This is a genomic window from Streptomyces sp. NPDC003016, assembly GCF_053591455.1.
In genome coordinates this window covers 99687-121147 of the sequence record NZ_JBSFTV010000014.1, presented here as the reverse complement: position 1 = coordinate 121147, position 21461 = coordinate 99687, and the positions used below count along the sequence as shown (strand labels likewise).

Annotated in this window: 23 protein-coding genes; 13 read left to right on the top strand and 10 right to left on the bottom strand. The window is 71.3% G+C overall.

All coding sequences use genetic code 11. The features are described 5' to 3' along the window. The first annotated feature begins 88 nt into the window (after nt 1-88). From ACWDZ4_RS14755 to ACWDZ4_RS14710, 10 genes are all read left to right on the top strand, one after another. On the top strand, nt 89-1786 hold the full coding sequence (locus ACWDZ4_RS14755; RefSeq protein WP_451508770.1) for a nitrite/sulfite reductase: 1698 nt from the start codon (nt 89-91) through the stop codon (nt 1784-1786). Then, complete coding sequence (locus ACWDZ4_RS14750; RefSeq protein ID WP_451508769.1) at nt 1783-1962, top strand: hypothetical protein; 180 nt, start codon at nt 1783-1785, stop codon at nt 1960-1962. Before ACWDZ4_RS14755 ends, ACWDZ4_RS14750 begins: the two co-directional genes overlap by 4 nt. After that, entirely contained in the window at nt 1959-2663 is a 705-nt protein-coding gene (locus ACWDZ4_RS14745) for a phosphoadenylyl-sulfate reductase (protein WP_451508768.1), read from the top strand. Before ACWDZ4_RS14750 ends, ACWDZ4_RS14745 begins: the two co-directional genes overlap by 4 nt. Further along, entirely contained in the window at nt 2663-3223 is a 561-nt protein-coding gene (gene cysC / locus ACWDZ4_RS14740) for an adenylyl-sulfate kinase (RefSeq protein WP_344499201.1), read from the top strand. Before ACWDZ4_RS14745 ends, cysC begins: the two co-directional genes overlap by 1 nt. Beyond that, on the top strand, nt 3220-4155 hold the full coding sequence (gene cysD, locus ACWDZ4_RS14735; protein ID WP_451508767.1) for a sulfate adenylyltransferase subunit CysD: 936 nt from the start codon (nt 3220-3222) through the stop codon (nt 4153-4155). The genes cysC and cysD overlap by 4 nt, the downstream gene beginning before the upstream one ends. Before the next feature lie 2 nt (nt 4156-4157). Further along, nucleotides 4158-5498, top strand: a complete 1341-nt coding sequence (locus tag ACWDZ4_RS14730; RefSeq protein WP_451508766.1) for a sulfate adenylyltransferase subunit 1 — start codon at nt 4158-4160, stop codon at nt 5496-5498. 224 nt (nt 5499-5722) lie between these two features. Next, entirely contained in the window at nt 5723-6835 is a 1113-nt protein-coding gene (locus tag ACWDZ4_RS14725) for an aliphatic sulfonate ABC transporter substrate-binding protein (RefSeq protein ID WP_451508765.1), read from the top strand. A 57-nt stretch (nt 6836-6892) separates the two neighbouring features. Beyond that, nucleotides 6893-7690, top strand: coding sequence for an ABC transporter ATP-binding protein (locus ACWDZ4_RS14720; protein WP_451508764.1), 798 nt, complete (start codon nt 6893-6895; stop codon nt 7688-7690). After that, complete coding sequence (locus ACWDZ4_RS14715; RefSeq protein ID WP_451508763.1) at nt 7677-8561, top strand: ABC transporter permease; 885 nt, start codon at nt 7677-7679, stop codon at nt 8559-8561. The genes ACWDZ4_RS14720 and ACWDZ4_RS14715 overlap by 14 nt, the downstream gene beginning before the upstream one ends. A 5-nt stretch (nt 8562-8566) precedes the next feature. Further along, complete coding sequence (locus ACWDZ4_RS14710; RefSeq protein WP_451508762.1) at nt 8567-9331, top strand: sirohydrochlorin chelatase; 765 nt, start codon at nt 8567-8569, stop codon at nt 9329-9331. 208 nt (nt 9332-9539) lie between these two features. Here ACWDZ4_RS14710 and ACWDZ4_RS14705 read toward each other — a convergent pair whose 3' ends face one another. Next, the gene (locus ACWDZ4_RS14705) at nt 9540-10547 is read right to left on the bottom strand and encodes a ketopantoate reductase family protein (protein WP_451508761.1); all 1008 of its coding nucleotides are present in this window, start codon (nt 10545-10547) and stop codon (nt 9540-9542) included. 60 nt (nt 10548-10607) lie between these two features. On the opposite strand from ACWDZ4_RS14705, the gene ACWDZ4_RS14700 reads away from it, so the two are divergent. Continuing rightward, entirely contained in the window at nt 10608-10763 is a 156-nt protein-coding gene (locus ACWDZ4_RS14700) for a hypothetical protein (RefSeq protein WP_451508760.1), read from the top strand. On the opposite strand, the gene ACWDZ4_RS14695 is transcribed toward ACWDZ4_RS14700, so the two are convergent. From ACWDZ4_RS14695 to ACWDZ4_RS14685, 3 genes are all read right to left on the bottom strand, one after another. Further along, nucleotides 10744-11139, bottom strand: coding sequence for a nuclear transport factor 2 family protein (locus tag ACWDZ4_RS14695; protein WP_451508759.1), 396 nt, complete (start codon nt 11137-11139; stop codon nt 10744-10746). The two genes, ACWDZ4_RS14700 and ACWDZ4_RS14695, sit on opposite strands and share 20 nt — an antisense overlap. Continuing rightward, complete coding sequence (locus tag ACWDZ4_RS14690) at nt 11132-11701, bottom strand: DUF1697 domain-containing protein (protein WP_451508758.1); 570 nt, start codon at nt 11699-11701, stop codon at nt 11132-11134. Before ACWDZ4_RS14690 ends, ACWDZ4_RS14695 begins: the two co-directional genes overlap by 8 nt. A gap of 77 nt (nt 11702-11778) precedes the next feature. Next, on the bottom strand, nt 11779-12978 hold the full coding sequence (locus tag ACWDZ4_RS14685) for a S8 family peptidase (RefSeq protein WP_451508757.1): 1200 nt from the start codon (nt 12976-12978) through the stop codon (nt 11779-11781). Nucleotides 12979-13546: 568 nt separating this feature from the next. Between ACWDZ4_RS14685 and ACWDZ4_RS14680 the strand changes: the two genes are divergently transcribed. Then, on the top strand, nt 13547-13819 hold the full coding sequence (locus ACWDZ4_RS14680; protein ID WP_451508756.1) for a hypothetical protein: 273 nt from the start codon (nt 13547-13549) through the stop codon (nt 13817-13819). A gap of 117 nt (nt 13820-13936) precedes the next feature. On the opposite strand, the gene mgt is transcribed toward ACWDZ4_RS14680, so the two are convergent. The 4 genes from mgt to ACWDZ4_RS14660 all read right to left on the bottom strand — a co-directional run bounded on the left by mgt (nt 13937) and on the right by ACWDZ4_RS14660 (nt 18377). After that, nucleotides 13937-15139 (bottom strand): macrolide-inactivating glycosyltransferase, encoded by a 1203-nt coding sequence (gene mgt / locus ACWDZ4_RS14675; protein WP_451508755.1) that lies wholly within the window; start codon nt 15137-15139, stop codon nt 13937-13939. A gap of 153 nt (nt 15140-15292) precedes the next feature. Continuing rightward, a complete protein-coding gene (locus tag ACWDZ4_RS14670; protein WP_451508754.1) occupies nt 15293-16600 on the bottom strand; it encodes an ABC transporter substrate-binding protein in 1308 nt (435 codons plus the stop codon). After that, nucleotides 16600-17439, bottom strand: a complete 840-nt coding sequence (locus tag ACWDZ4_RS14665) for a carbohydrate ABC transporter permease (RefSeq protein ID WP_451508753.1) — start codon at nt 17437-17439, stop codon at nt 16600-16602. The genes ACWDZ4_RS14670 and ACWDZ4_RS14665 overlap by 1 nt, the downstream gene beginning before the upstream one ends. Next, the gene (locus tag ACWDZ4_RS14660) at nt 17436-18377 is read right to left on the bottom strand and encodes a carbohydrate ABC transporter permease (protein ID WP_451508752.1); all 942 of its coding nucleotides are present in this window, start codon (nt 18375-18377) and stop codon (nt 17436-17438) included. Before ACWDZ4_RS14660 ends, ACWDZ4_RS14665 begins: the two co-directional genes overlap by 4 nt. Before the next feature lie 116 nt (nt 18378-18493). Between ACWDZ4_RS14660 and ACWDZ4_RS14655 the strand changes: the two genes are divergently transcribed. Beyond that, nucleotides 18494-19348 carry a phosphotransferase enzyme family protein gene (locus ACWDZ4_RS14655; protein ID WP_451508751.1) on the top strand — a complete coding sequence of 285 codons (855 nt, stop codon included), beginning with the start codon at nt 18494-18496 and terminating at the stop codon, nt 19346-19348. 30 nt (nt 19349-19378) lie between these two features. Here the strand turns inward: ACWDZ4_RS14655 and ACWDZ4_RS14650 are convergent, their stop codons facing one another. After that, nucleotides 19379-20101 carry an exonuclease domain-containing protein gene (locus ACWDZ4_RS14650; RefSeq protein WP_451508750.1) on the bottom strand — a complete coding sequence of 241 codons (723 nt, stop codon included), beginning with the start codon at nt 20099-20101 and terminating at the stop codon, nt 19379-19381. A gap of 95 nt (nt 20102-20196) precedes the next feature. Next, complete coding sequence (locus tag ACWDZ4_RS14645) at nt 20197-21441, bottom strand: SAV2148 family HEPN domain-containing protein (protein WP_451508749.1); 1245 nt, start codon at nt 21439-21441, stop codon at nt 20197-20199. Nucleotides 21442-21461 lie beyond the last annotated feature (20 nt).

Sequence of the window (21461 nt, the reverse complement as noted above, 5' to 3'; positions counted from 1 at the left end):
GCCGTGTCCGATCGCGTTTTCGCAGGTCAAAGGGGTACGGTCGGCGCGATCCGCCACTCCTTGAGCCGCCAGAGAAGGACGAACAACCATGGCCGCCACGCCGGAAAAGCCCGCTGCCGTCACGCCCCGCCGCAAGGCCGGACGCCACCGTGGCGAGGGTCAGTGGGCCGTAGGTCACTTCACCCCCCTCAATGGCAATGAGCAGTTCAAGAAGGACGACGACGGTCTCAATGTGCGGACACGCATTGAGACGATCTACTCCCAGCGGGGATTCGACTCCATCGACCCCAACGACCTGCGCGGACGCATGCGTTGGTGGGGCCTCTACACCCAGCGCAAGCCCGGGATCGACGGCGGCAAGACCGCGGTCCTGGAGCCGGAGGAGCTGGACGACGAGTACTTCATGCTGCGCGTGCGCATCGACGGCGGGCGGCTGACCACCGAGCAGCTGCGCGTCATCGGTGAGATCTCGCAGGAGTTCGCGCGCGGGACGGCCGACCTCACCGACCGGCAGAACGTCCAGTACCACTGGATCCGGATCGAGGACGTGCCGGAGATCTGGCGTCGGCTCGAAGAGGTCGGGCTGTCGACGACCGAGGCCTGCGGCGACACGCCCCGCGTCATCCTCGGCTCCCCGGTGGCGGGCATCGCCGAGAACGAGATCATCGACGGCTCCCCCGCCATCGACGAGATACAGCGCCGCTTCATCGGCAACCCGGACTTCTCGAACCTGCCCCGCAAGTTCAAGTCCGCGGTGTCCGGCTCCCCGCAGCTCGACGTGGCGCACGAGATCAACGACATCGCCTTCGTCGGGGTCGACCACCCCGAGCACGGCCCCGGCTTCGACCTCTGGGTCGGCGGCGGCCTCTCCACCAACCCCAAGCTCGGTGTCCGGCTCGGCGCCTGGGTGCCGCTCGACGAGGTGCCCGACGTCTACGGCGGCGTCATCGGCATCTTCCGCGACTACGGCTACCGCCGCCTGCGCACCCGCGCCCGCCTGAAGTTCCTCGTCGCCGACTGGGGCCCGGAGAAGTTCCGCCGGATCCTGGAGGACGAGTACCTCACGTACAAGCTCCTCGACGGCCCCGCGCCCGAGCAGCCCACCGGGACCTGGCGCGACCACCTCGGTGTGCACCGGCAGAAGGACGGCCGCTTCTACGTCGGCTTCGCCCCGCGCGTCGGCCGCGTGGACGGCGCCACGCTGACGAAGATCGCGGACCTGGCCGGCGCGCACGGCTCGGGCCGGCTGCGCACCACGGCCGAGCAGAAGATGATCGTGCTCGACGTCGAAGAGGCGCAGGTCGAGTCGCTGGTCGCCGGGCTGGAGGCGCTGGACCTGCGGGTCACCCCGTCGCCCTTCCGGCGCGGCACGATGGCCTGCACCGGCATCGAGTTCTGCAAGCTGGCGATCGTCGAGACGAAGGCACGGGGCGCCTCGCTCATCGACGAGCTGGAGCGGCGCATCCCGGAGTTCGACGAGCCCCTCACCATCAACATCAACGGCTGCCCGAACGCCTGCGCCCGTATCCAGGTGGCGGACATCGGTCTCAAGGGCCAGCTGGTCCTGGACGACGCCGGCAACCAGGTCGAGGGCTTCCAGGTCCACCTGGGCGGCGCGCTGGGCCTCGAAGCCGGTTTCGGCCGCAAGGTCCGCGGCCTGAAGGTCACCTCGGCCGAGCTGCCCGATTACGTCGAGCGCGTCCTGCTCCGCTTCCAGGAGCAGCGCGAAGACGGTGAGCGCTTCGCGACCTGGGCCGCGCGGGCGAGCGACGGAGACCTGTCGTGAGCGAGCGAGCGGCGCCCTTCTACTGCCCGTACTGCGGCGACGAGGACCTGCGGCCGAACGAAACCGGTCACGGCGCGTGGGAATGCGCGGCATGCAACCGCGCATTCCAGTTGAAGTTCCTCGGGCTCCTCGCCCGGGGAGTTCAGCGCAACGACGGTGGAGGGGACGAGATATGACGACGGCTCAGACGGTTCAGGAAGATCTCGGAGCACTGGCGGAACAGGCCGGACGGGACCTCGAAGAGGCCTCCGCCCTGGACATCCTCAGGTGGGCCGCCGACACCTTCGGCGACCGCTTCTGCGTGACCTCCTCCATGGAGGACGCCGTCGTCGCCCACCTCGCCTCCCGCGCCAAGCCCGGCGTGGACGTCGTCTTCCTCGACACCGGCTACCACTTCCCGGAGACCATCGGGACACGGGACGCCGTCGAGGCCGTCATGGACGTCAACGTCATCACCCTCCTGCCCTGGCAGTCCGTCGAGGAGCAGGACGCGGAGTACGGGCCGAAGCTGCACGACCGCGACCCCGACCTGTGCTGCGCCCTGCGCAAGGTCAAGCCCCTCGAAGACGGGCTGAAGGGCTACAGCGCCTGGGCGACCGGCCTGCGCCGCGACGAGTCCCCGACCCGGGCGAACACCCCGGTCGTCGGCTGGGACGAGAAGCGCCGGAAGGTCAAGGTCTCGCCGATCGCCCGCTGGACGCAGGAGGACGTCGAGGCGTACGTCGCCGAGCACGGCGTCCTCACCAACCCCCTGCTGATGGACGGTTACGCGTCCGTGGGCTGCGCGCCCTGCACCCGCAGGGTCGAGGCGGGCGAGGACGCCCGTGCCGGCCGCTGGGCCGGGCGCAACAAGACCGAGTGCGGGCTGCACGGCTGATGACGAGCAACGATCAGGAGAAAGACGTGACTGGGGCCACCATCTGGCTCACCGGTCTGCCGAGTGCCGGCAAGACCACCATCGCCTACGAGCTGGCCGGACGGCTGAAGGCCGAGGGCCGCCGCGTCCAGGTGCTGGACGGTGACGAGATCCGCGAGTTCCTCTCGGCGGGCCTCGGCTTCAGCCGCGAGGACCGGCACACCAACGTCCAGCGGATCGGTTACGTCGCCGAACTGCTCGCCCGCAACGGCGTGCTGGCCCTGGCACCCGTCATCGCGCCGTACGCGGACAGCCGCGAGGCCGTCCGCAAGCGTCACCGGAGCGAGGGCACCGCGTACCTGGAGGTGCACGTCGCCACGCCGGTGGACGTGTGCTCCGTACGCGATGTGAAGGGTCTGTACGCCAAGCAGGCGGCCGGCGAGATCTCCGGGCTGACCGGGGTCGACGACCCCTACGAGGCGCCCGAGTCGCCCGACCTGCGGATCGAGTCGCACCAGCAGACCGTGCAGGAGTCCGCAGCCGCGCTGCACGCGCTGCTCACCGAAAGGGGTCTGGCATGACGACCGCCGCAACTGCCGCAGAGGGCATCGACAGCCCGTACGCACTCAGCCACCTGGACGCCCTGGAGTCCGAGGCCGTCCACATCTTCCGCGAGGTGGCGGGCGAGTTCGAGCGGCCGGTGATCCTCTTCTCCGGCGGCAAGGACTCGATCGTCATGCTGCACCTGGCGCTCAAGGCGTTCGCGCCCGCGCCGGTGCCCTTCACGCTGCTGCACGTCGACACCGGGCACAACTTCCCGGAGGTGCTGGAGTACCGCGACCGCACGGTCGCCGAGCACGGGCTGCGGCTGCACGTCGCGTCCGTACAGGAGTACATCGACGCCGGGAAGCTGCGCGAGCGGCCCGACGGCACGCGCAACCCGCTCCAGACCGTGCCGCTGACCGAGGCCATCCAGCAGCACCGCTTCGACGCGGTGTTCGGCGGCGGGCGCCGCGACGAGGAGAAGGCGCGCGCCAAGGAGCGGGTCTTCTCGCTGCGCGACGAGTTCTCCGCGTGGGACCCGCGCCGCCAGCGCCCCGAGCTGTGGCAGCTCTACAACGGCCGCCACGCGCCGGGCGAGCACGTGCGCGTGTTCCCGCTGTCGAACTGGACCGAGCTGGACGTGTGGCAGTACATCGCCCGCGAGAAGATCGAGCTCCCGGCCATCTACTACGCCCACGAGCGCGAGGTCTTCGCCCGGGGCGGCATGTGGCTGACGGCGGGCGAGTGGGGCGGCCCCAAGGAGTCGGAGAAGGTCGAGACGCGGCTGATCCGCTACCGCACGGTCGGCGACATGTCCTGCACGGGCGCCGTCGACTCCGACGCCACGACGCTCGAAGCCGTGATCGCCGAGATCGCCGCCTCCCGTCTCACCGAGCGGGGCGCGACCCGTGCCGACGACAAGATGTCCGAGGCCGCGATGGAAGACCGCAAGCGCGAGGGGTACTTCTAAACATGACCGCCATTCCTGGGCTGACCGAGCAGCTGTCGGCCACCACCCTGCTGCGCTTCGCGACGGCCGGATCCGTCGACGACGGCAAGTCCACCCTCGTCGGGCGGCTGCTGCACGACTCCAAGTCGATCCTCACCGACCAGCTGGAGGCCGTCGAGGCGGCGTCCCTCAAGCGTGGTCAGGAGGCGCCGGACCTGGCGCTGCTGACGGACGGCCTGCGCGCCGAGCGCGAGCAGGGCATCACCATCGACGTCGCGTACCGCTACTTCGCCACCACGCGCCGCCGGTTCATCCTGGCCGACACCCCCGGGCACGTGCAGTACACCCGGAACATGGTGACCGGCGCGTCGACCGCCGAGCTGGCCGTCGTCCTGGTCGACGCCCGCAACGGCGTCGTCGAGCAGACCCGCCGCCACGCGGCCGTCGCGGCGCTGCTGCGCGTCCCGCACGTCGTCCTCGCCGTCAACAAGATGGACCTCGTCGACTACGCCGAGCCCGTCTTCGCCGCCATCGCCGAGGAGTTCACGGCGTACGCCGCCTCGCTGGGCGTCCCGGAGATCACCGCGATCCCGATCTCCGCGCTGGCCGGCGACAACGTGGTGGAGCCCTCCGCGAACATGGACTGGTACGGCGGCCCGACCGTGCTGGAGCACCTGGAGACGGTCCCGGTCAGCCACGACCTGGCGAGCTGCAAGGCCCGCTTCCCGGTCCAGTACGTCATCCGCCCGCAGACCGCCGAACACCCCGACTACCGGGGTTACGCCGGTCAGATCGCGTCCGGCGCGCTGCGCGTGGGCGAGGCCGTGACGGTCCTCCCGTCGGGCCGTACGTCGACGATCACGGGCATCGACGCGCTGGGCGAGCCGGTCGGCATCGCGTGGGCCCCGCAGTCGGTGACGGTCACGCTCGCCGACGACCTGGACATCTCGCGCGGCGACCTGATCGCGCCGAGCGGCTCCACGCCGCGCACCACCCAGGACGTCGAGGCGACGGTCTGCCACGTGGCCGACCAGCCGCTGACGGTCGGCCAGCGGGTGCTGCTCAAGCACACCACCCGTACGGTCAAGGCGATCGTCAAGGAGATCCCGTCCCGGCTGACGCTGGACGACCTGTCCCAGCATCCGGACCCGGGTCAGCTCGTCGCCAACGACATCGGCCGGGTGAAGGTCCGTACCGCCGAGCCGCTCGCGCTCGACGCGTACCGCGACTCGCGCCGCACCGGATCGTTCCTGCTGATCGACCCGGCGGACGGCACGACGCTGGCGGCCGGCATGGCGGGCGACTCGTTCGCCGCCGCCGAGACGCCGAAAGCCGTGGCCGACGACGAGGGCTGGGACTTCTGACCATGGCCTCCTTCGACATCTACGCGACGTTCGCGAAAGAGGGCGGCCGCATCGGCAGCGGCACCCTCGGCGCGGGAACGGGCGGCGTGGCGCGATGTGCCCGATGACGTACGCGCACCGCTTGCGCGCCCTGCCGCCGTACCGACGAAGACCTGCCGACTTCCCGGGCACACCCCGCTCCGCGCGCGAGGTGTGACGCCGGGCCTCCGAGAGGAAAACCTCCTGTGCATGCCCCCCGTACCACCCTTCGCCGCAGCCTCGCCGCTGCCGCCGCCCTGCCGCTGCTGATCGGCGTGCTGGGCGCCTGCGGCTACGGTTCGAAGGCCGAGAAGGACGACAGGGTCGCTCCCGTCGCCAAGGGCGGGAAGATCGGCGGCCTGGGCGAAGTACGCATCGGTTACTTCGCGAACGTCACGCACGCCACCGCCCTGGTCGGTCTTCAGAAGGGCCTGTTCCAGAAGGAGCTCGGCGGCACGCAGGTCAAGCCGCAGGTCTTCAACGCCGGCCCCTCCGAGATCGAGGCCCTGAACGCGGGCGCCATCGACATCGGCTGGATCGGCCCCTCTCCCGCGATCAACGGCTTCACCAAGTCCAAGGGGCAGAACCTGAGGATCGTCTCGGGCTCGGCCTCCGGCGGTGTCTCCCTCGTCGTCAACCCGGAGAAGGTCAATTCCCTGGACGACCTCGAGGGCAAGCGCATCGCGACCCCGCAGCTCGGCAACACCCAGGACGTGGCGCTGCTGAACTACCTGTCGGAGAAGGGTCTGAAGGTCGACCCCAACACCGGCAAGGGCGACGTCTCCGTCGTCCGCCAGGACAACAAGGAGATCCCGGCCTCCTTCGAGTCCGGCGCGCTGGACGGTGCCTGGGTCCCGGAGCCCACCGCGTCGAAGCTGGTCGCGGGCGGCGGCAAGGTGCTGCTCGACGAGAAGAAGCTGTGGAAGGACGGCAAGTTCGTCATCACGAACGTGATCGTCTCCCAGAAGTTCCTCAAGGAGCACCCGGACGTCGTCGAGGCGGTGCTGCGCGGCTCCGTGAAGAGCAATGAGTGGATCAAGGCCAACCCGGACGAGGCGAAGGCCGCGGTCAACGCGAAGCTCAAGGCGGACTCCGGCAAGGAGCTGCCCGCCGAGGTGCTCGACCCCGCGTTCAAGAACGTCGAGACGACCAACGACCCGCTCGCGACGACGCTGCGGGACGAGGCCGCGCACGCGGTGAAGGCCGGTCTCCTCAAGGACCCGGTGCTCGACGGCATCTACGACCTGACGCTCCTCAACAAGGTGCTGAAGGCCGAGAAGCAGCCCGCCGTCGGGGACGCCGGACTCGGCACCAAGTAACCCGGCACCAAGCAACCGCCCTTCCCGCAACCGGAACGCCCTCAGGAGGTGAGGCTCATGGCCACCACACTCGACGTCAAGCAGGCCGCCGCGCCCGTAGACACGGTGCCGTACGCCGCACGGATCGACCACGTGTCGAAGTCGTTCGGCCGGCCCGGCGCGCAGCAGCTCGTACTGGACGACATCAGCATCGATGTGGCGCCGGGTGAGTTCGTGACCCTGCTGGGGGCTTCCGGCTGCGGCAAGTCGACGCTGCTCAACCTGGTCGCCGGGCTCGACCGGCCGTCCGCGGGCACCATCGACGTGCCCGGCGGACGGCCCGCCCTGATGTTCCAGGAGCACGCGCTCTTCCCCTGGCTGACCGCCGGGAAGAACATCGAACTCGCCCTGAAGATGCGGGGCATGCCCAAGGCCGACCGTCCCGGCGAGGCCGAGCGGCTGCTCCAGCTCGTACGGCTGAACGGGGCGTACGGGAAGCGGGTGCACGAGCTGTCGGGCGGTATGCGCCAGCGCGTCGCTCTGGCGCGTGCGCTCGCCCAGGACAGCAGGCTCCTGCTGATGGACGAGCCGTTCGCGGCGCTGGACGCCATCACCCGCGACGTACTGCACGAGGAACTGACCCGGATCTGGTCCGAGACCAGCGTGTCGGTCCTCTTCGTCACCCACAACGTCCGCGAGGCGGTCCGCCTCGCCGAGCGCGTGGTGCTGCTGTCGTCCCGTCCAGGGCGCATCGCGCGCGAATGGAAGGTCGGCATCCCGCAGCCGCGCCGGATCGAGGATTCCGCGGTCGCCGACCTGTCCGTGGAGATCACTGAACAGCTGCGGGGGGAGATCCGCCGACATGGCCAGCACTGACACCAGCCCGAAGAACGACCTCGCCGGTCTCGAAGCCGGCCTGGACGCACTGGAGACCACGCACTCCGCCGAACGGGTCGGCCTCGGCCGGATCCTGCTGTCCAAGGTGGTGCCGCCGCTGGTGGCCATCGCCCTGGTCCTCACGCTGTGGCAGCTCGCCGCGGCCTCGGACCTCAAGCCGGACTACGTCCTGCCCGGCCCGGTCGACGTGTGGAACTCCATCGAGCAGATGTGGCTCGAAGGCACACTGCTCGGCTACATCTGGACGAGCATCTCGCGCGGCGCCCTCGGCTTCGCCGTGTCGGTGGCCATCGGCACGCCGCTCGGTCTGCTCGTGGCCCGGGTGAAGGTGGTGCGGGCGGCGATCGGTCCGATCCTGTCCGGACTCCAGTCGCTGCCGTCCGTGGCCTGGGTGCCCGCCGCCATCATCTGGTTCGGGCTGACCGACGCGACGATCTACGCGGTGGTGCTGCTGGGCGCCGTACCGTCCATCGCGAACGGGCTCGTCGCCGGCGTCGACCAGATCCCGCCGCTGTACCTGCGGGCCGGCCGTACCATCGGGGCCACCGGGATCAACGGCATCCGGCACGTCCTGCTGCCGGCCGCGCTGCCGGGCTACCTGGCGGGGCTCAAGCAGGGGTGGGCGTTCTCGTGGCGCTCGCTGATGGCCGCCGAGCTGATCGCCAACTCGCCGGACCTCGGCACGGGTCTGGGACAGCTGATGGAGAACTTCCGCACCTACAGCGACATGTCGGGTGTGCTGGCCACCATCATCCTGATCCTGGTCGTCGGCATCGGTATCGACCTGCTGTTCTTCTCCCCGCTGGAGCGCCGCGTGCTGCGCAGCCGTGGCCTGCTGACCAAGGGCTGATCACCGTGTTCCGTGGTCCGGTCCTCCTCGTCACAGCCCACGGCAGCCGCGACCCGCGGCACGCCGCGACCGTGCACGCGCTGGTGGCGCGCGTGCGGGCGCGGCGGCCCGGGCTGCGCGTGGAGACGGGCTTCCTGGACTTCAACGCCCCGGCGGTGCCGCGGGTGCTGGAGCGCCTGGCCGGGGAGGGCGTACAGGACGTGGTGGCCCTCCCGCTGCTGCTGACCCGCGCGTTCCACGCGAAGGCCGACATCCCCGCCGTACTCCACGAGGCGTCGGCGCGGCTGCCGCGGCTGCGGATCCACCAGGCGGAGGTGCTCGGCCCGTCGCCGCTGCTGCTCACCGCGCTGGAGCGGCGGCTGTACGAAGCCGGGCTCGCCCCCGGCGACAGAAGCTCGACCGGGCTCGTCCTGGCCTCGGCGGGTTCCACAGACCCGGAGGCGATCGCAGTGATCGCTGAAATCGCGCGGGAGCTGCGGCACACCGGTTGGTGCGCCGTGCGGCCTGCGTTCGCCTCCGCATCTCTTCCTCGTACGGAGGACGCGGTCCGACTGCTGCGGACCGCGCCGGGGGTACGCCGTGTCGCCGTCGCCCCGTACGTCGTCGCCCCCGGCTTCCTGCCGGACCGGATCGCGCGGGGGGCGCGGGAAGCCGGCGCGGAGGTGCTGGGCGGGGTACTGGGCGCGGCCCCGGAACTGGCCCGGCTGCTGCTGACGCGCTACGACGAGGCGCGGGCGCCGGTGCGGCGGCCGGCGGCGGTCGGCGCGTAGGGGTCCCGTGCCCTTCGGGCGCGTGCCCCCAGTCGCCGGACGGGCTTGGTTCTGCCGGCGGAAAGCTGGATTCACGCGTGCGGCACCTTTCGGCCCGTTGGGGGTCCCCGGACGAAGTCCGGGGGGATCCGAGGACCGGGGCCCGGGGCCCGGGGCGGAGCCCCGGTCGCGGGAAGCGGCGGGGTGGGGAGAGAGGAAGTCCGCGCCGTCACCCGGCCCCGTCGATCAGCTCCGTCAGCTCCCCGGCCGGCAGGGAACCCGCCGCCCTGCGCTCGCGCGCGAACGTGTTGGCGGTGCGCTGCAACGCCTCGTTGACCGGGGTCGGCACCCCGTGCACCCTGCCGAGCAGGACGATCTCGCCGTTGAGGTAGTCCGCCTCGATCGTGCCCGTCCCCCGGCTGAGGCTCTGCCAGGACGAGCCGCCCCCGCGCTCCACCCCGTCGAGCGGTTCGAGGGTGATCCGGCCGTCGCGGGCCGCCGCCTGTTCCTCCGGGGACGCCGCTTCGATGCCTGCGGCGGCCAGCGCCGCCCGCCCCTCCGCCAGGGCGCGCTGGAAGAGCGCCTTCGCCTCGCCGCTCGCGACGACCCCCGAGACCGCCTCGATCGCGTTCGCGAGGTTGCTCAGCAGTTTGGCGTACTTCCACCGCATCACGTCCGCCACGACCGGCGCCAGGAACCGTGACTTCTCCAGGTCGGCGGCGATCCCCCGGGCCGTGTCGTCGGCGCCCGACGGACAGCGGCCGAGGTGCAGCATGCCGGAGAACGGCGTACCGGCGGCGGAGACGGAACCGGGCTCGGTGTGGGTGGCGGGCAGCCGGACGCACATGCCGTAGACGCGGCGGAAGCGGCGCAGCGCGAGGCGTTCGCCCTCGACGCCGTTCTGCGCGCAGACGAGCGGCAGCACCTCGCCCGCCGTGCCGCCGCCGGCCACCGGGTGAGCGCTCCACGCGTCGAGGGCGGCCGTGCTGTCCTGGGTCTTGACGGAGAGGATCAGTACGTCGTCGGCGCGCAGGAGCGGGCCGAGGCCGTCCGGCCCCTGGACCACGGGCAGCCGGTGGGCCCGGGTGCCCTCGGGCGTCGTCAGGCGCAGGCCCCCGGCGCGCAGGGCCTCGTAGTGCGCCCCGCGTGCGACGAGTACCACTTCGTGCCCGCCCTCGGCCAGCCGCCCGCCGATGGTGCCGCCGACCGCCCCTGCCCCGATGATGATGTAGCGCATGGGCGTGAGCCTGCCACACCCCGCATGGTGTGTGCAGGGGGCACGGTGTAGCGTCCGTACATGCTGCGCGGCGGCCGGTGTGCCGGCTCGGGGCGCGCCGACGACGTCCTGACGACGGACCGGGTCGGCACGTGCTTCGACCACCCCGTGCGGATCGCCCGTACGGACGGCCGCTGGACCGCACGGGCGGAGCGGGTCACGGGGACGGTGGTGTGACGCCGGGGTCGCCCTCCTCTTCGTAGGGCGTGCCCTGGTGGAAGTAGAGGAGCCAGCCGCGGTCCGTCAGACGCCACAGTGAACTCCGGTGGGCGCGGCGGCCGTTGCTCTCGGTGTCGAAGGTCAGCTGGACCACGTCGGGGGCGAGCCGTACGCCCCGCATCCGGGTGGTGGTGATCGGGCGGGCCGTCGTCGCGGCGGACTCGTCGGTGAGGGCCGTGACGATCGAGTCGCGGTCCCAGCGGCGGCCCGACACCCCGAACTCGTGGAAGTCGGGGTGGAACAGCTCGACGAGGAGTTCGGGGGTGTTGCGGACGGCCGGGTCGAGCAGGCGCAGCTCGCCCTCGATGGCGGCCTCGATCGCGTCGTCAGTCACGGGTCGTCTCCACGAGCTCGGCGACCGTGTTCCAGTTGCGGGTGGTCGCGGTGACGCCCTTGAGGAGGGCCAGGCTCGCCAGCGCCCCGGCGAGCCCGGAGCGGCCCAGCCCGTCCGGTGCGTAGAGGTAGAGGGCGCGGTCGCCGAGGCGGAACTCCTCGGGAAGGTACGCCGCCGGGTCGACGGGCGCGAGCCGCTCGGGCCCGACCTGGTGCGAGAAGTAGGTGACGTGGAGCTGCCTGCCCTCCAGCTCGGCGGCCGGGAAGGGGCAGGCGTCGGCGACGGCCTTCAGGTAGGCGCCGCTGCGGACCAGGCAGTCGACGGTGAACCCGAAGTGCTGCTCCATGGCCTTCTCCAGGTCCGCGGCGAGCGACGCCTCCGCTTCTTCGGCGTCGTCGGCGTCGTAGGCGTCGGTGGTGAAGACGGCGTTGCCGCTCTGGAGGTACGTACGGACGTCCCGGTGGCCCAGTTCGGCCAGCAGCGCCCGGAGCTGGACCATGGGCACCTTCTTGTGCCCGCTCACATTGATTCCGCACAGCAGGGCGGCGTACGTCGTCGTCATGCGCCAAACGATAGGCGGCCGCCGTGCCCCGTGGGGGAGGGCACGGCGACCGCCCGTTCAGTGCCGCGGACGCGTCTCTACTCGACGATCTTCAGCAGCTTGTTCGTCGTGCCGGCGCTCGGGTTGCTGATCTTGTCCAGGGTGGCGCCCCCGGTCAGCGCCGTCGCGACGGCCCCGGGCGTGGCGTCCTGGTGGCCCGCCAGGTAGAGCGCGGCGGCGCCCACGACGTGCGGGGTCGCCATGGACGTACCGGAGATGGTCTTCGTGCCCTCGTCGCTGTCGTTCCAGGAGGAGGTGATGTCCGAGCCCGGCGCGTAGATGTCCACGACCTGGCCGAAGTTGGAGAAGCCGGACTGCGCGTCGCCCTTGGTGCTGGAGGCGACGGTGAGGGCCTCCTTCACGCGGGCCGGGGAGCCCTGTCCGGCGTCGCTGGACTCGTTGCCCGCCGCGACACCGTAGGTGACGCCGGAGGCGATGGATTTGCGTACGGCCTCGTCGAGGGCCTCGTCGGCGCCGCCGCCGAGGCTCATGTTGGCGACGGAGGGGCCCCGGTGGTTCTTGGTGACCCAGTCGATGCCGGCGACGACGCCCTCGGTGGTGCCCGAGCCGTTGTCGTCGAGGACGCGGACCGCGACGATCTTCGCCTTCTTGGCGACGCCGTGCGCGGCGCCGGCGATGGTTCCGGCGACGTGCGTGCCGTGGCCGTTGCCGTCGTCGGCGGAGTCGTCGTTGTCCACGGCGTCGAAGCCGTGGGCGGCGCGTCCCTCGAAGTCCTTGTGCGTGATCCGGACACCGGTGTCGATGACGTACGCCGTGACGCCCTCGCCCGCGCTGTCCGGGTAGGTGTACTTGCTGTCACCGGCGGTGCCGGGCTGGTCGATGCGGTCGATGCCCCAGGACGGCGGGTTGTCCTGCGTCGCGTTGATCGTGAACTTCTTGTTCTGGACGACCTTGGCGACGGACGGGTCGGCGGCCAGGCGCTTGGCCTCGGTCTCCGAAAGGCCGCCGGCGGAGAAGCCGTTGATGGCGGAGCTGTAGGTGCGCCGGAGCTTGCCGCCGTACTCCTTGGCCAGGTCCTGCTTGTCGGTCTTCTCGTCCAGCAGCACGATGTAGCTGCCGGCGACGGCGCCCTCGGCGCCGGCTCCGTACACGTGCCCCTGGGCGGCGGGAGCCGCTCCCGCGAAGGGGGAGTTGAGTACGGTCACGCCGGCCGCGGCCGCCACGGCGGTTATCGCCGCGGTGAACTTCAGCCGGCCGGAACGCTTGTGAAGTGCCATGAAGAGGGGTCTCCTCGTCAAAATGTGGGGGGATGAACCTCCGGACCGGAAGATCTCCGGGGGTTGGCTCGAAACCCTGACCGATTGACGCGCGCAGATCAAGGGCTTCATGATCCCGTCACTTACTCAACAAGGTTTCATAACAAAAAAACGGGCAGCGGGTTCCAAGTCGGACAGAGACACGAACTCCCTTCACCAGCAAAGGGCTTATCGCCCCACCGCCGCCGCCCCCCTTCTCCGTACGACCACTGTCGGAGCCCGGCGCTCTTCACGGGCCCCATGGAAACCGATCACGCCGGCCCCGAGGTCACTGCCGCGCTGCGTGCCGTCTTCGACGTGCACGACGGTGGTGAACCGGCGTCGGGCCGGGACGCCGTGCGCGCCTTCGAGGCCGAGCACGGCACCGTCCGGCCCGAGCCGTACCGGACGTTCGTCGTGGAGACAACCGACGGATGCTTCTCCGGGCCGCCGGATTACGGCCTTGTGGCACTGGCCGAGCCGCCCGACCGCTGGGGAGGGGGACGACGGATCGGAGCGGGACTCGAGCCGGCCCTTCCCGCTGACCTCGATGCGGCTGGGGGGCGACCCCAGACCGTCCGAGGGGACCGATCCGGTCATCGGCCGGTTCTTCGGCCACGGGTCGGTCGTGCTGGGCACCGACGGGTGCGGCATGTACTGGCGCCTCGTCGTGACCGGCCCTCACCGAGGACACGTCTGGAACAACAGCGGTGAAGGGGCCGCTCCGTTCGGGGCGGAGTTCGGATTCACCACGACCGAACCGGGGTTCGCCGGATGGGGCGAACACGGGGCGGCCGGCAGGCCGTGGTTCGACGCCGAGTGAGGCGTCGGGGGGCGTCGGGCGGGGTGCCGGGGGTCACGCCGGGAATGGCGGCGGCCCGGGGGGCATCGGGGGTGCGGGCCCTGACGTCCCGCTTCCGCCGAGCCGTCCCGACCGGCTTCACCGCGCGGGCAGTTCGGCCTCGATGAGGTCCGCCGCCCGCTCGGTGCCGCCCTCGGACGCCATGCCGGCGCGGATGTCCTCGGCCCTGCGGGCCACCTCCGGGTCGGCCAGCAGGCCGAGGACCGCGGCGCGCAGGGCCTCGGCGGTGGCGTCCTCGGTGTCGATCCTGCGGGCGACGCCGAGCGAGACGAGCATGTCGGCGTTGCCGAACTGGTCGACGGCCTGCGGGACCGCGACCATCGGCGTACCGGTGGCGAGGCCCTCCTGGCTGCCCCCGGCGCCCGCGTGGGTGATGAAGGCGTCGGCCTGCCTGAGGACGGCCAGCTGCGGCACCCAGTGGTGCACCTCGATGTTGGCCGGCACTTCGCCGAGCTCCGGCTCCTCGACGAACTTGCCGATCTGGAGCACCACGTGCCAGCCGGGCAGGTCACCGAAGGCCTTGACGCACTCCCGGTAGAACGCGGGCAGCTTGGTGAACGCCGAACCGAGCGACACCAGCAGCACCTTGTCCGCGCCGGCCGGACGCTGCCAGTCGCCCTGGTCCGCGCGGTCGCCCTGGCAGGCGCCGACGAAGGAGTGGACGGATTCGTCGACCCGGTCCGCGTTCGGCTGGAGGACCCTGGGGATCAGGACGATGCTGCGGGACGGGCGGCCCACGAAATGGTCGGGGTCGGCGCCGGTCAGACCGTTCCCGTCGAGCCAGGCACGGAAGCGCGCGTAGTACGCCCGGCCGCGCCCGGTCTCCTTGAGCGGACCGAACAGCGGCTCGGCGACCTCCTCCTCGTACCCCTCCCAGGCGACGAGGTTCGGGGAGAGCGAGACGGCGGGCACGCCCCAGCGGTGGGCGAGGACACGCGCCGGGTAGGAGGTGATGTCGTGGAGGACGAGGTCCGGCTCGTCCCCCTCGAACGCCGCGGCCAGCTGGGGCAGCGCCTGGACGGCGTCGACCAGGAAGGGCTCGATGTTGTCGATCAGCTCCGCGCCCCAGTCCTCCGGGTTGTCGTCGGTGGGGAGCGTCGAGGTGTAGATCACCGGGTCGGCGCCGGTGACGGCGACCTTGTCGGCGAAGGAGGCGGGGATCGCGTACGAGACGCGGTGTCCCCGGGCGACGAGCTCCCGGATCACTTCGATGCTCGGGTTCACGTGCCCGGGGGCGGCGATGGAGAACATGGCGATGTGGGCAGGCCTGGGTGAGGTCATGCCTCGACCCTAGGCGAGACGATACGTCTCGTGCAACCTGAATTCCCTTTTTCCTCGGTCCGGTGCACGCGGCCCCGTTCCCTCCGGTCACACCCCTTCGTCCTCGTCCTCGTCCTCGCCCTCGCCCTCGGAGTCTGCGTCCGCCGCCACGCTTCAGCGCTGGTAGCGGGCGAGCACCAGGTTTCCGTCCTCGACCAGGCGTTTCTCCAGCTCCTCGGCGTCGATCGCGCCGCTGTAGAACTCCTGGTAGGCCGGTGTCGCCACCTTGTCCTTCCACTCGGGGTAGCCGCGCACGGACTGCGCCGGGGCCGGAACCAGGTGCTCGGCGAGTGCGGTGCCGGTGGCCCAGCCGTCCTTCTCGGCGCGCAGGTCCGGGTCCTTCAGCGCCGCGGCGCCGGTCGGCAGCATCCAGTCGCCCTTGGCGAGACGCGCCATGTTGTCCGGCTGGAGGAAGAAGTCGATGAACTCCACCGCCTCCTTCTTGTACGGGCTGTCCTCGGCCACCGACAGCGTCTGGGGGCTCACGCCCTGGGTCGGGCCCCCGGCTCCCGCCGGGGCCGGCAGCACCTTCCACTCGAAGCCCCCGGGTGCCTGCTGGACGATCTGCTGGCGGTAGGAGAAGCCGAGCGGGACCATGGCGTACTTGCCGCCGAAGAAGCCGGGCAGGGTGTCCGAGCCGCCCATGCCGAGGGTGGCCGCCGATGCGCTCCTGTCCGTGTTGACCTGGTCGTGGATGGTGCGGGGGACCACGGCGTCGCCCTCGGTGAAGCGCACCCGCACCTTCCCGTCGGCCTCGCGGTGGAAGAGCTGTCCGCCCGCCGAAAGCCCCAGGTTGAGGGTGGCGGAGACCGGGTCCTTGAGGGGCCAGGCGACACCGAACTTCTTGCCGTCACCGGCGCTCAGTTCTTTGGTGATCTGCCGGAACTCCGGCCAGCTCCACGGCTTCTCGGGGGTGGGGACGCGCACGCCCGACGCCTTGAGGATCTTCTCGTTGGCGATCAGGACCCTCGGCTCCTGGAGGAACGGCACGCCGTAGACGCCCTTGCCGAAGGTCGTCGCCTGCCAGCTGCGCCGCGGGATGTCGTTCTCGAGCCGGGCGGGCAGCAGCTCGCTCAGGTCGGCGAGGTAGCCGCCGTACGCGAAGTCGGCGAGGTCGTCGGAGGCGTCGTGGATGATGTCCGGGGCCTCGCCGCCCTCGAAGGAGGTCAGCAGCTGGTCGTGGACGCTGTCCCAGCTGCCCTGGACGTACTCGACCCGGACGTCGGGATGCGCGGCGTTCCACTCGTCGACGAGCTCCTTGTTGGCGTCGACGGACTCCTTCTGCCAGGCCAGCGACTGGAAGCGGAGTGCGACCTTCCCATCGGCGTCCCGGTCGTCACCGCCGTCCGAGCAGCCGGTGAGGAGCAGCGACGCGAGCGCGGTGGCGGCGGCTGCGAACTTCGTGAGCCGGGCGATGCGCATCAGGCCTTCACCGCCCCGGCCATCATGCCGCCCGTGATCCGCTTCTGGATGAGGGCGAAGACGACGAGGGAGGGGAGGGTCGCGAGGAACGCGGCGGCGGCGAGCGGGCCGAGGTCGGCCACGCCCTCCGCGCCCAGGAAGTGGGTGAGCACGACCGGCAACGTCTGCATCGAAGGAGTCTTGAGCAGGACGAGCGCGAAGAAGAACTCGTTCCATGCGGTGATGAACGCGAACAGCGCGGTGGCGACGATGCCGGGGGCCAGCAGCGGGGCGGTGACCGAGACGAGCGTACGGAGCCGGCTCGCTCCGTCGACCGCGGCGGCCTCCTCCAGTTCGTGCGGTACGGCCCTGACGTAACCGACCAGCATCCAGAGCGCGAAGGGCAGCGACCACACGACGTACACCATGATCAGGCCCGCCAGGGAGTTGACCAGGTGGAGGTTCTTGAGGATCAGGAAGAGCGGGATGATCACCAGGACGAAGGGGAACGCCTGGCTGACCACGACCCAGCCGGTGGCGGCGGCGGAGAGCTTGTTGCGGTGGCGGGCCATGACGTAGGCCGTCGGGGTCGCGATGACGACCGCGATCAGGGCGGCCGAGAGCGCGGCGATCAGGCTGTTGAGCGCGGCTTCCAGCAGGGGCTGCTCGTCGAATGCCTGGCGGAAGTTGTCGAGGGTCGGGTTCTCGGGGATCCAGGTGGGGTGCAGGGAACCGAGCTCGCGCGGCGGCTTGAACGCCGTCGAGATCAGCCAGAGGAAGGGGAAGGCGAGAAAGACCAGGTAGGCGAGGAGCGCGAGGTACTGGCCGGTGCGCGCGGACCTGCTGGTGCGGAGCGTCACTGGTCGTCGCCTCCCTTCAGACGGCCCGCGAGGTAGAAGGCGAGCATCACCGAGATCACCGCGACCATGACGCAGCCCATGGCGGCGGCGTAACCGAACTGGCCGTAGCGGAAAGCCTGTTCGTAGGCGAAGAGCATGGGGAGGCGGGTGCGGCCCCCGGGGCCGCCGTTCGTCAGGACGTACACCAGGGCGAAGGAGTTGAAGTTCCAGATGAAGTTGAGCGCGGTGATGGCGAGGGCGACCGGCTTGATGGCCGGCCAGGTGACGGTACGGAAGCGGCGCCAGGCGCCGGCGCCGTCGAGGGCGGCGGCCTCGTGCAGCTCGTGCGGGGTGTTCTGGAGGCCGGCGAGCAGGGCGACCGTGGTCTGGGGCATGCCCGCCCAGATGCCGACGAGGATCACGGCGGGGAGGGCGGTGGCGAGGCCCGTCAGCCAGTCGCGGCCGTCGCCCAGACCCAGATCGCGGACGGTCTCGTTCAGGATTCCGGCGTCCGGGTTGTAGACGAGGCGCCACATGATGCCGACGACCACTTCGGGCATCGCCCAGGGGATGATCGCGAGCGCCCTGGCCAGCCAGCGGAAGCGGAGGTTCTGGTTGAGCAGCAGGGCGAGACCGAGCGCCAGCAGGAACTGCGGCACGGTCACCCCGACCGCCCAGAGCAGGCCGATCCGGAACGACTCCCAGAACAGGGTGTCGCGCAGCAGGTCCTGGAAGTTCAGCAGTCCGATCCACTGGGTGGGCGTGGTGCGGCCCGACTGGGAATCGGTGAAGGCGAGCGCGATGCCGTAGAGCAGCGGGCCGACGCTGAGGATCAGGACCGGGATGAGCGCGGGCAGTACCAGGAACCAGGCGCCACCGCTGGACCTCCTGCCGCCGCTGGAATCCCTGCCGCCGCCGGGCCCTCTGCCGGACCGCGCCCTTGCGGTCTCCAGTGTCACGGATTCGGCTCCTTCGGGCGGCTCGTACGGGACCGGCCGCCCCGGCGGCCCCCGTCATCGTGCTGACGGGCAGTTGGTTCGTCAACCCGGCCTGCACGGATGCGAGAATCGGGCCCATGGACGAGACACGGGCACGCGAGGTGCTGGCCGCCGCCGGGCTCCCCGCCGGAGCGGAGCTGCTGGCGCTGGGCGAGAACGCGGTGTTCGCGGCCGGGGATCTCGTGGTCAAGGTCGGCCGCCGCGACGCGGAACTGGTGGCGCGGGCCGAGCGCGAACTGGCCGTCGCGGCCTGGCTCGCCTCGTCGGGCGTCCCCGCCGTGCGGGCCGCCGAGCCGAAGCCCCGTGTGGTGGACGGCCACCCGGTGACGGTGTGGCACCGGCTGCCCGAGGCCGTACGCCCGCCGGGTCCGCAGGACCTCGCGGAGCTGCTGCGCCTGGTCCACGCCCTGCCCGCCCCCTCGTTCCCGCTGGCCCGGCGGGAACTGCTCGGCGGGGTCGAGCGGTGGCTGCGGCTCGCGGGCGACGCGATCGATCCGGCCGACGCGGCGTATCTGCGCGAGCGGCGCGACGGTTTCGCGGCGGCGTCGGCCGCGCTCGTCCCGCACCTGCCGCAGGGGCCGATCCACGGCGACGCGCTCCCCCGCAACGTCCATGCCGGCCCCGACGGTCCGGTCCTGGTCGACCTGGAGACCTTCGCCACCGACTTCCGCGAGCACGACCTGGTGGTCATGGCCCTCTCGCGCGACCGCTACGGCCTGGCCCCCGAGGCGTACGACGCCTTCACCGCGGCATACGGCTGGGACGTACGCGAATGGGCCGGCTGCGCGGTGCTGCGCGGGGCCCGCGAGACGGCCAGCTGCGCCTGGGTGGCACAGCACGCTCCGTCCAGCCCGGCGGCACTGGCCGAGTTCCGCCGACGGGTGGCGTCCCTGCGTGACGGCGACCCCGAGGTCCGCTGGTACCCGTTCTGACCGTCCCCGCACTCGTCCGCGTGCCCGGGCTCAGCGCCCCGTCGGCACCACCTCGCGCAGGGGCCACCGCGGATCGATGACGGCGTCCGGAGTGCCCTTCCTGCGGAGGAACTCCTGGAAGGAGGTCGCCCAGTCGGCGTACCACTGGATCTGCCTGTCGTGCAGGTCGGCGGGGGTGAGCGCCGCGATCGAGGGGTGCCGCTCGGCTATCGCGCGGGCGACTCCGACCGCAGCGAGGGCGTCCACCGAGGCTTCGTGGGCGCCGTCCAGGACCACGCCGTACTCGGCGCAGACCGCTTCCAGCGTCCGCTTGCCCCTGCGGTAGCGGTCGACGGCGCGGTCGATCGTGTACGGATCGATGACGGGGCCGATACCGGCGCCGCCGAGCCGCTCGCCCAGCGACGGCAGCCCGTGCCGGTGCAGCTCCGCCGCGAGCAGCGTCAGGTCGAACGCCGCGTTGTAGGCGACGACGGGCACGCCCTGCGCCCAGTAGCCGGTGAGCGTCGCGGCGATCTCGTCGGCCACCTCGCGGGCCGGCCTGCCCTCCGCCCCGGCCCGCTCGCTGCTGATGCCGTGGATCGCCGACGCCTGCTCCGGGATGGGGACACCCGGGTCGGCCAGCCAGTCACGCCGGCGGACCACGGCGCCGTCCTCCACGCCGACGACCGAAGCCGTGACGATCCGGGACTCCAGCGGCTCCGTGCCGGTCGTCTCCAGGTCGAACCCGACCAGTGGTTCCCCGTGCCATCCCATCCTGGGACCTCCTTCGTGATGCTCCCGGATGCTCCCCGGTGAGAACCACCCTCGCACGCACCACTGACAACGCCCTCAGGAGACCGCGGGAGGGCTCAGGAGACCGGCCGGGAGTCCGCCCACACCGCTTCGAATTCTTCCCGGTACGTCTCGAAAAGACCGTGCTCGGTGTCGTGGCTGTCCTGCCCGTGCCTGACCACCCCGCGCCCGCCACCCCGCAGCACCAGGACCGGCGCCTCCATGCCGCGCGCCCTGCGCAGGTACGTCTGGACGACGGCGAGCCCGTCCGGGCCGTCCCCGTCCACCAGGTACGCCGTGAAACGGGGCGTCTCGTCGAAGACCTGGATCTCGAACGCCCCCGGGTCGCGCAGCTTCGAGCGCACCCGCCGCATGTGGAGGATGTTCATCTCCACCGAACGGCTCAGCTCCCCCTTCTTCAGACCGAGTTCGCGCTCGCGCCGCTTGACCGCGCTGCTCGCCGGGTTGATGAAGAGCAGCCGTATGCGGCAGCCCGATTCGGCCAGCCGCACCAGCCGCCGGCCGGAGAAGTTCTGGACGAGGAGGTTCAGACCTATGCCGATGGCGTCGAGGCGCCGCGCGCCGCCGAAGAGGTCCTCGGCGGGCAGCTGGCGCTGGAGGCGCACCCGGTCCGGGTGGACGCTGACCACATCGGCGTACCGGTCCCCCACCAGGTCCTCGACCGCGTCGACCCTGAGCCGGTCCGACGACGACACGCCGGCCTTGCTGCCCAGGATCTCCAGAAGCCGCGCGGACGCCCGTTCCGCCTGGGCGAGAACCGCCTCGGACAGCGCCCGGTTGCGCGAGACGACGTTGCGGGTGACCTCCAGCTCGTCCAGGGCCAGCTCGACGTCGCGCCGGTCGTCGAAGTACGGCTCGAAGCACGGCCAGTGCTGGACCATGAGCTCGCGCAGCTGCGGCAGCGTGAGGAAGCTGATGACGTTGTCGTCGGCCGGGTCGAGCAGGTACCCCTTCCTGCGGGACACCTCCCGTACCGCGACGGCGCGCTGCACCCACTCCTGGCCCGCCGGCCCCGCGGCCGCGACCACCCAGTCGTCCTCGCCGTGCACCGGCTCGTAGATGGGCCGGAGCACGGCGGCGACGACGGCGCGCAGTCGCTGCTCCACCAGGTTGAGCCAGATGTAGGCCCGCCCCGCCCGCTGGGCGCGCGTGCGCACCTCGCTCCAGGCGTCCGCGCCCCAGTCCAGCTCCGCTCCGATCTCCATCGGCCGCGCGAGCGAGACCGCTCCGGGCGGGACGCCTGTGGAACCCCCCTCGTGACCTGCGTCACCGGGGGGCAGTTCCAGCCCTCCCGAGCTCACCCACGCACCGCCTTCAGCTC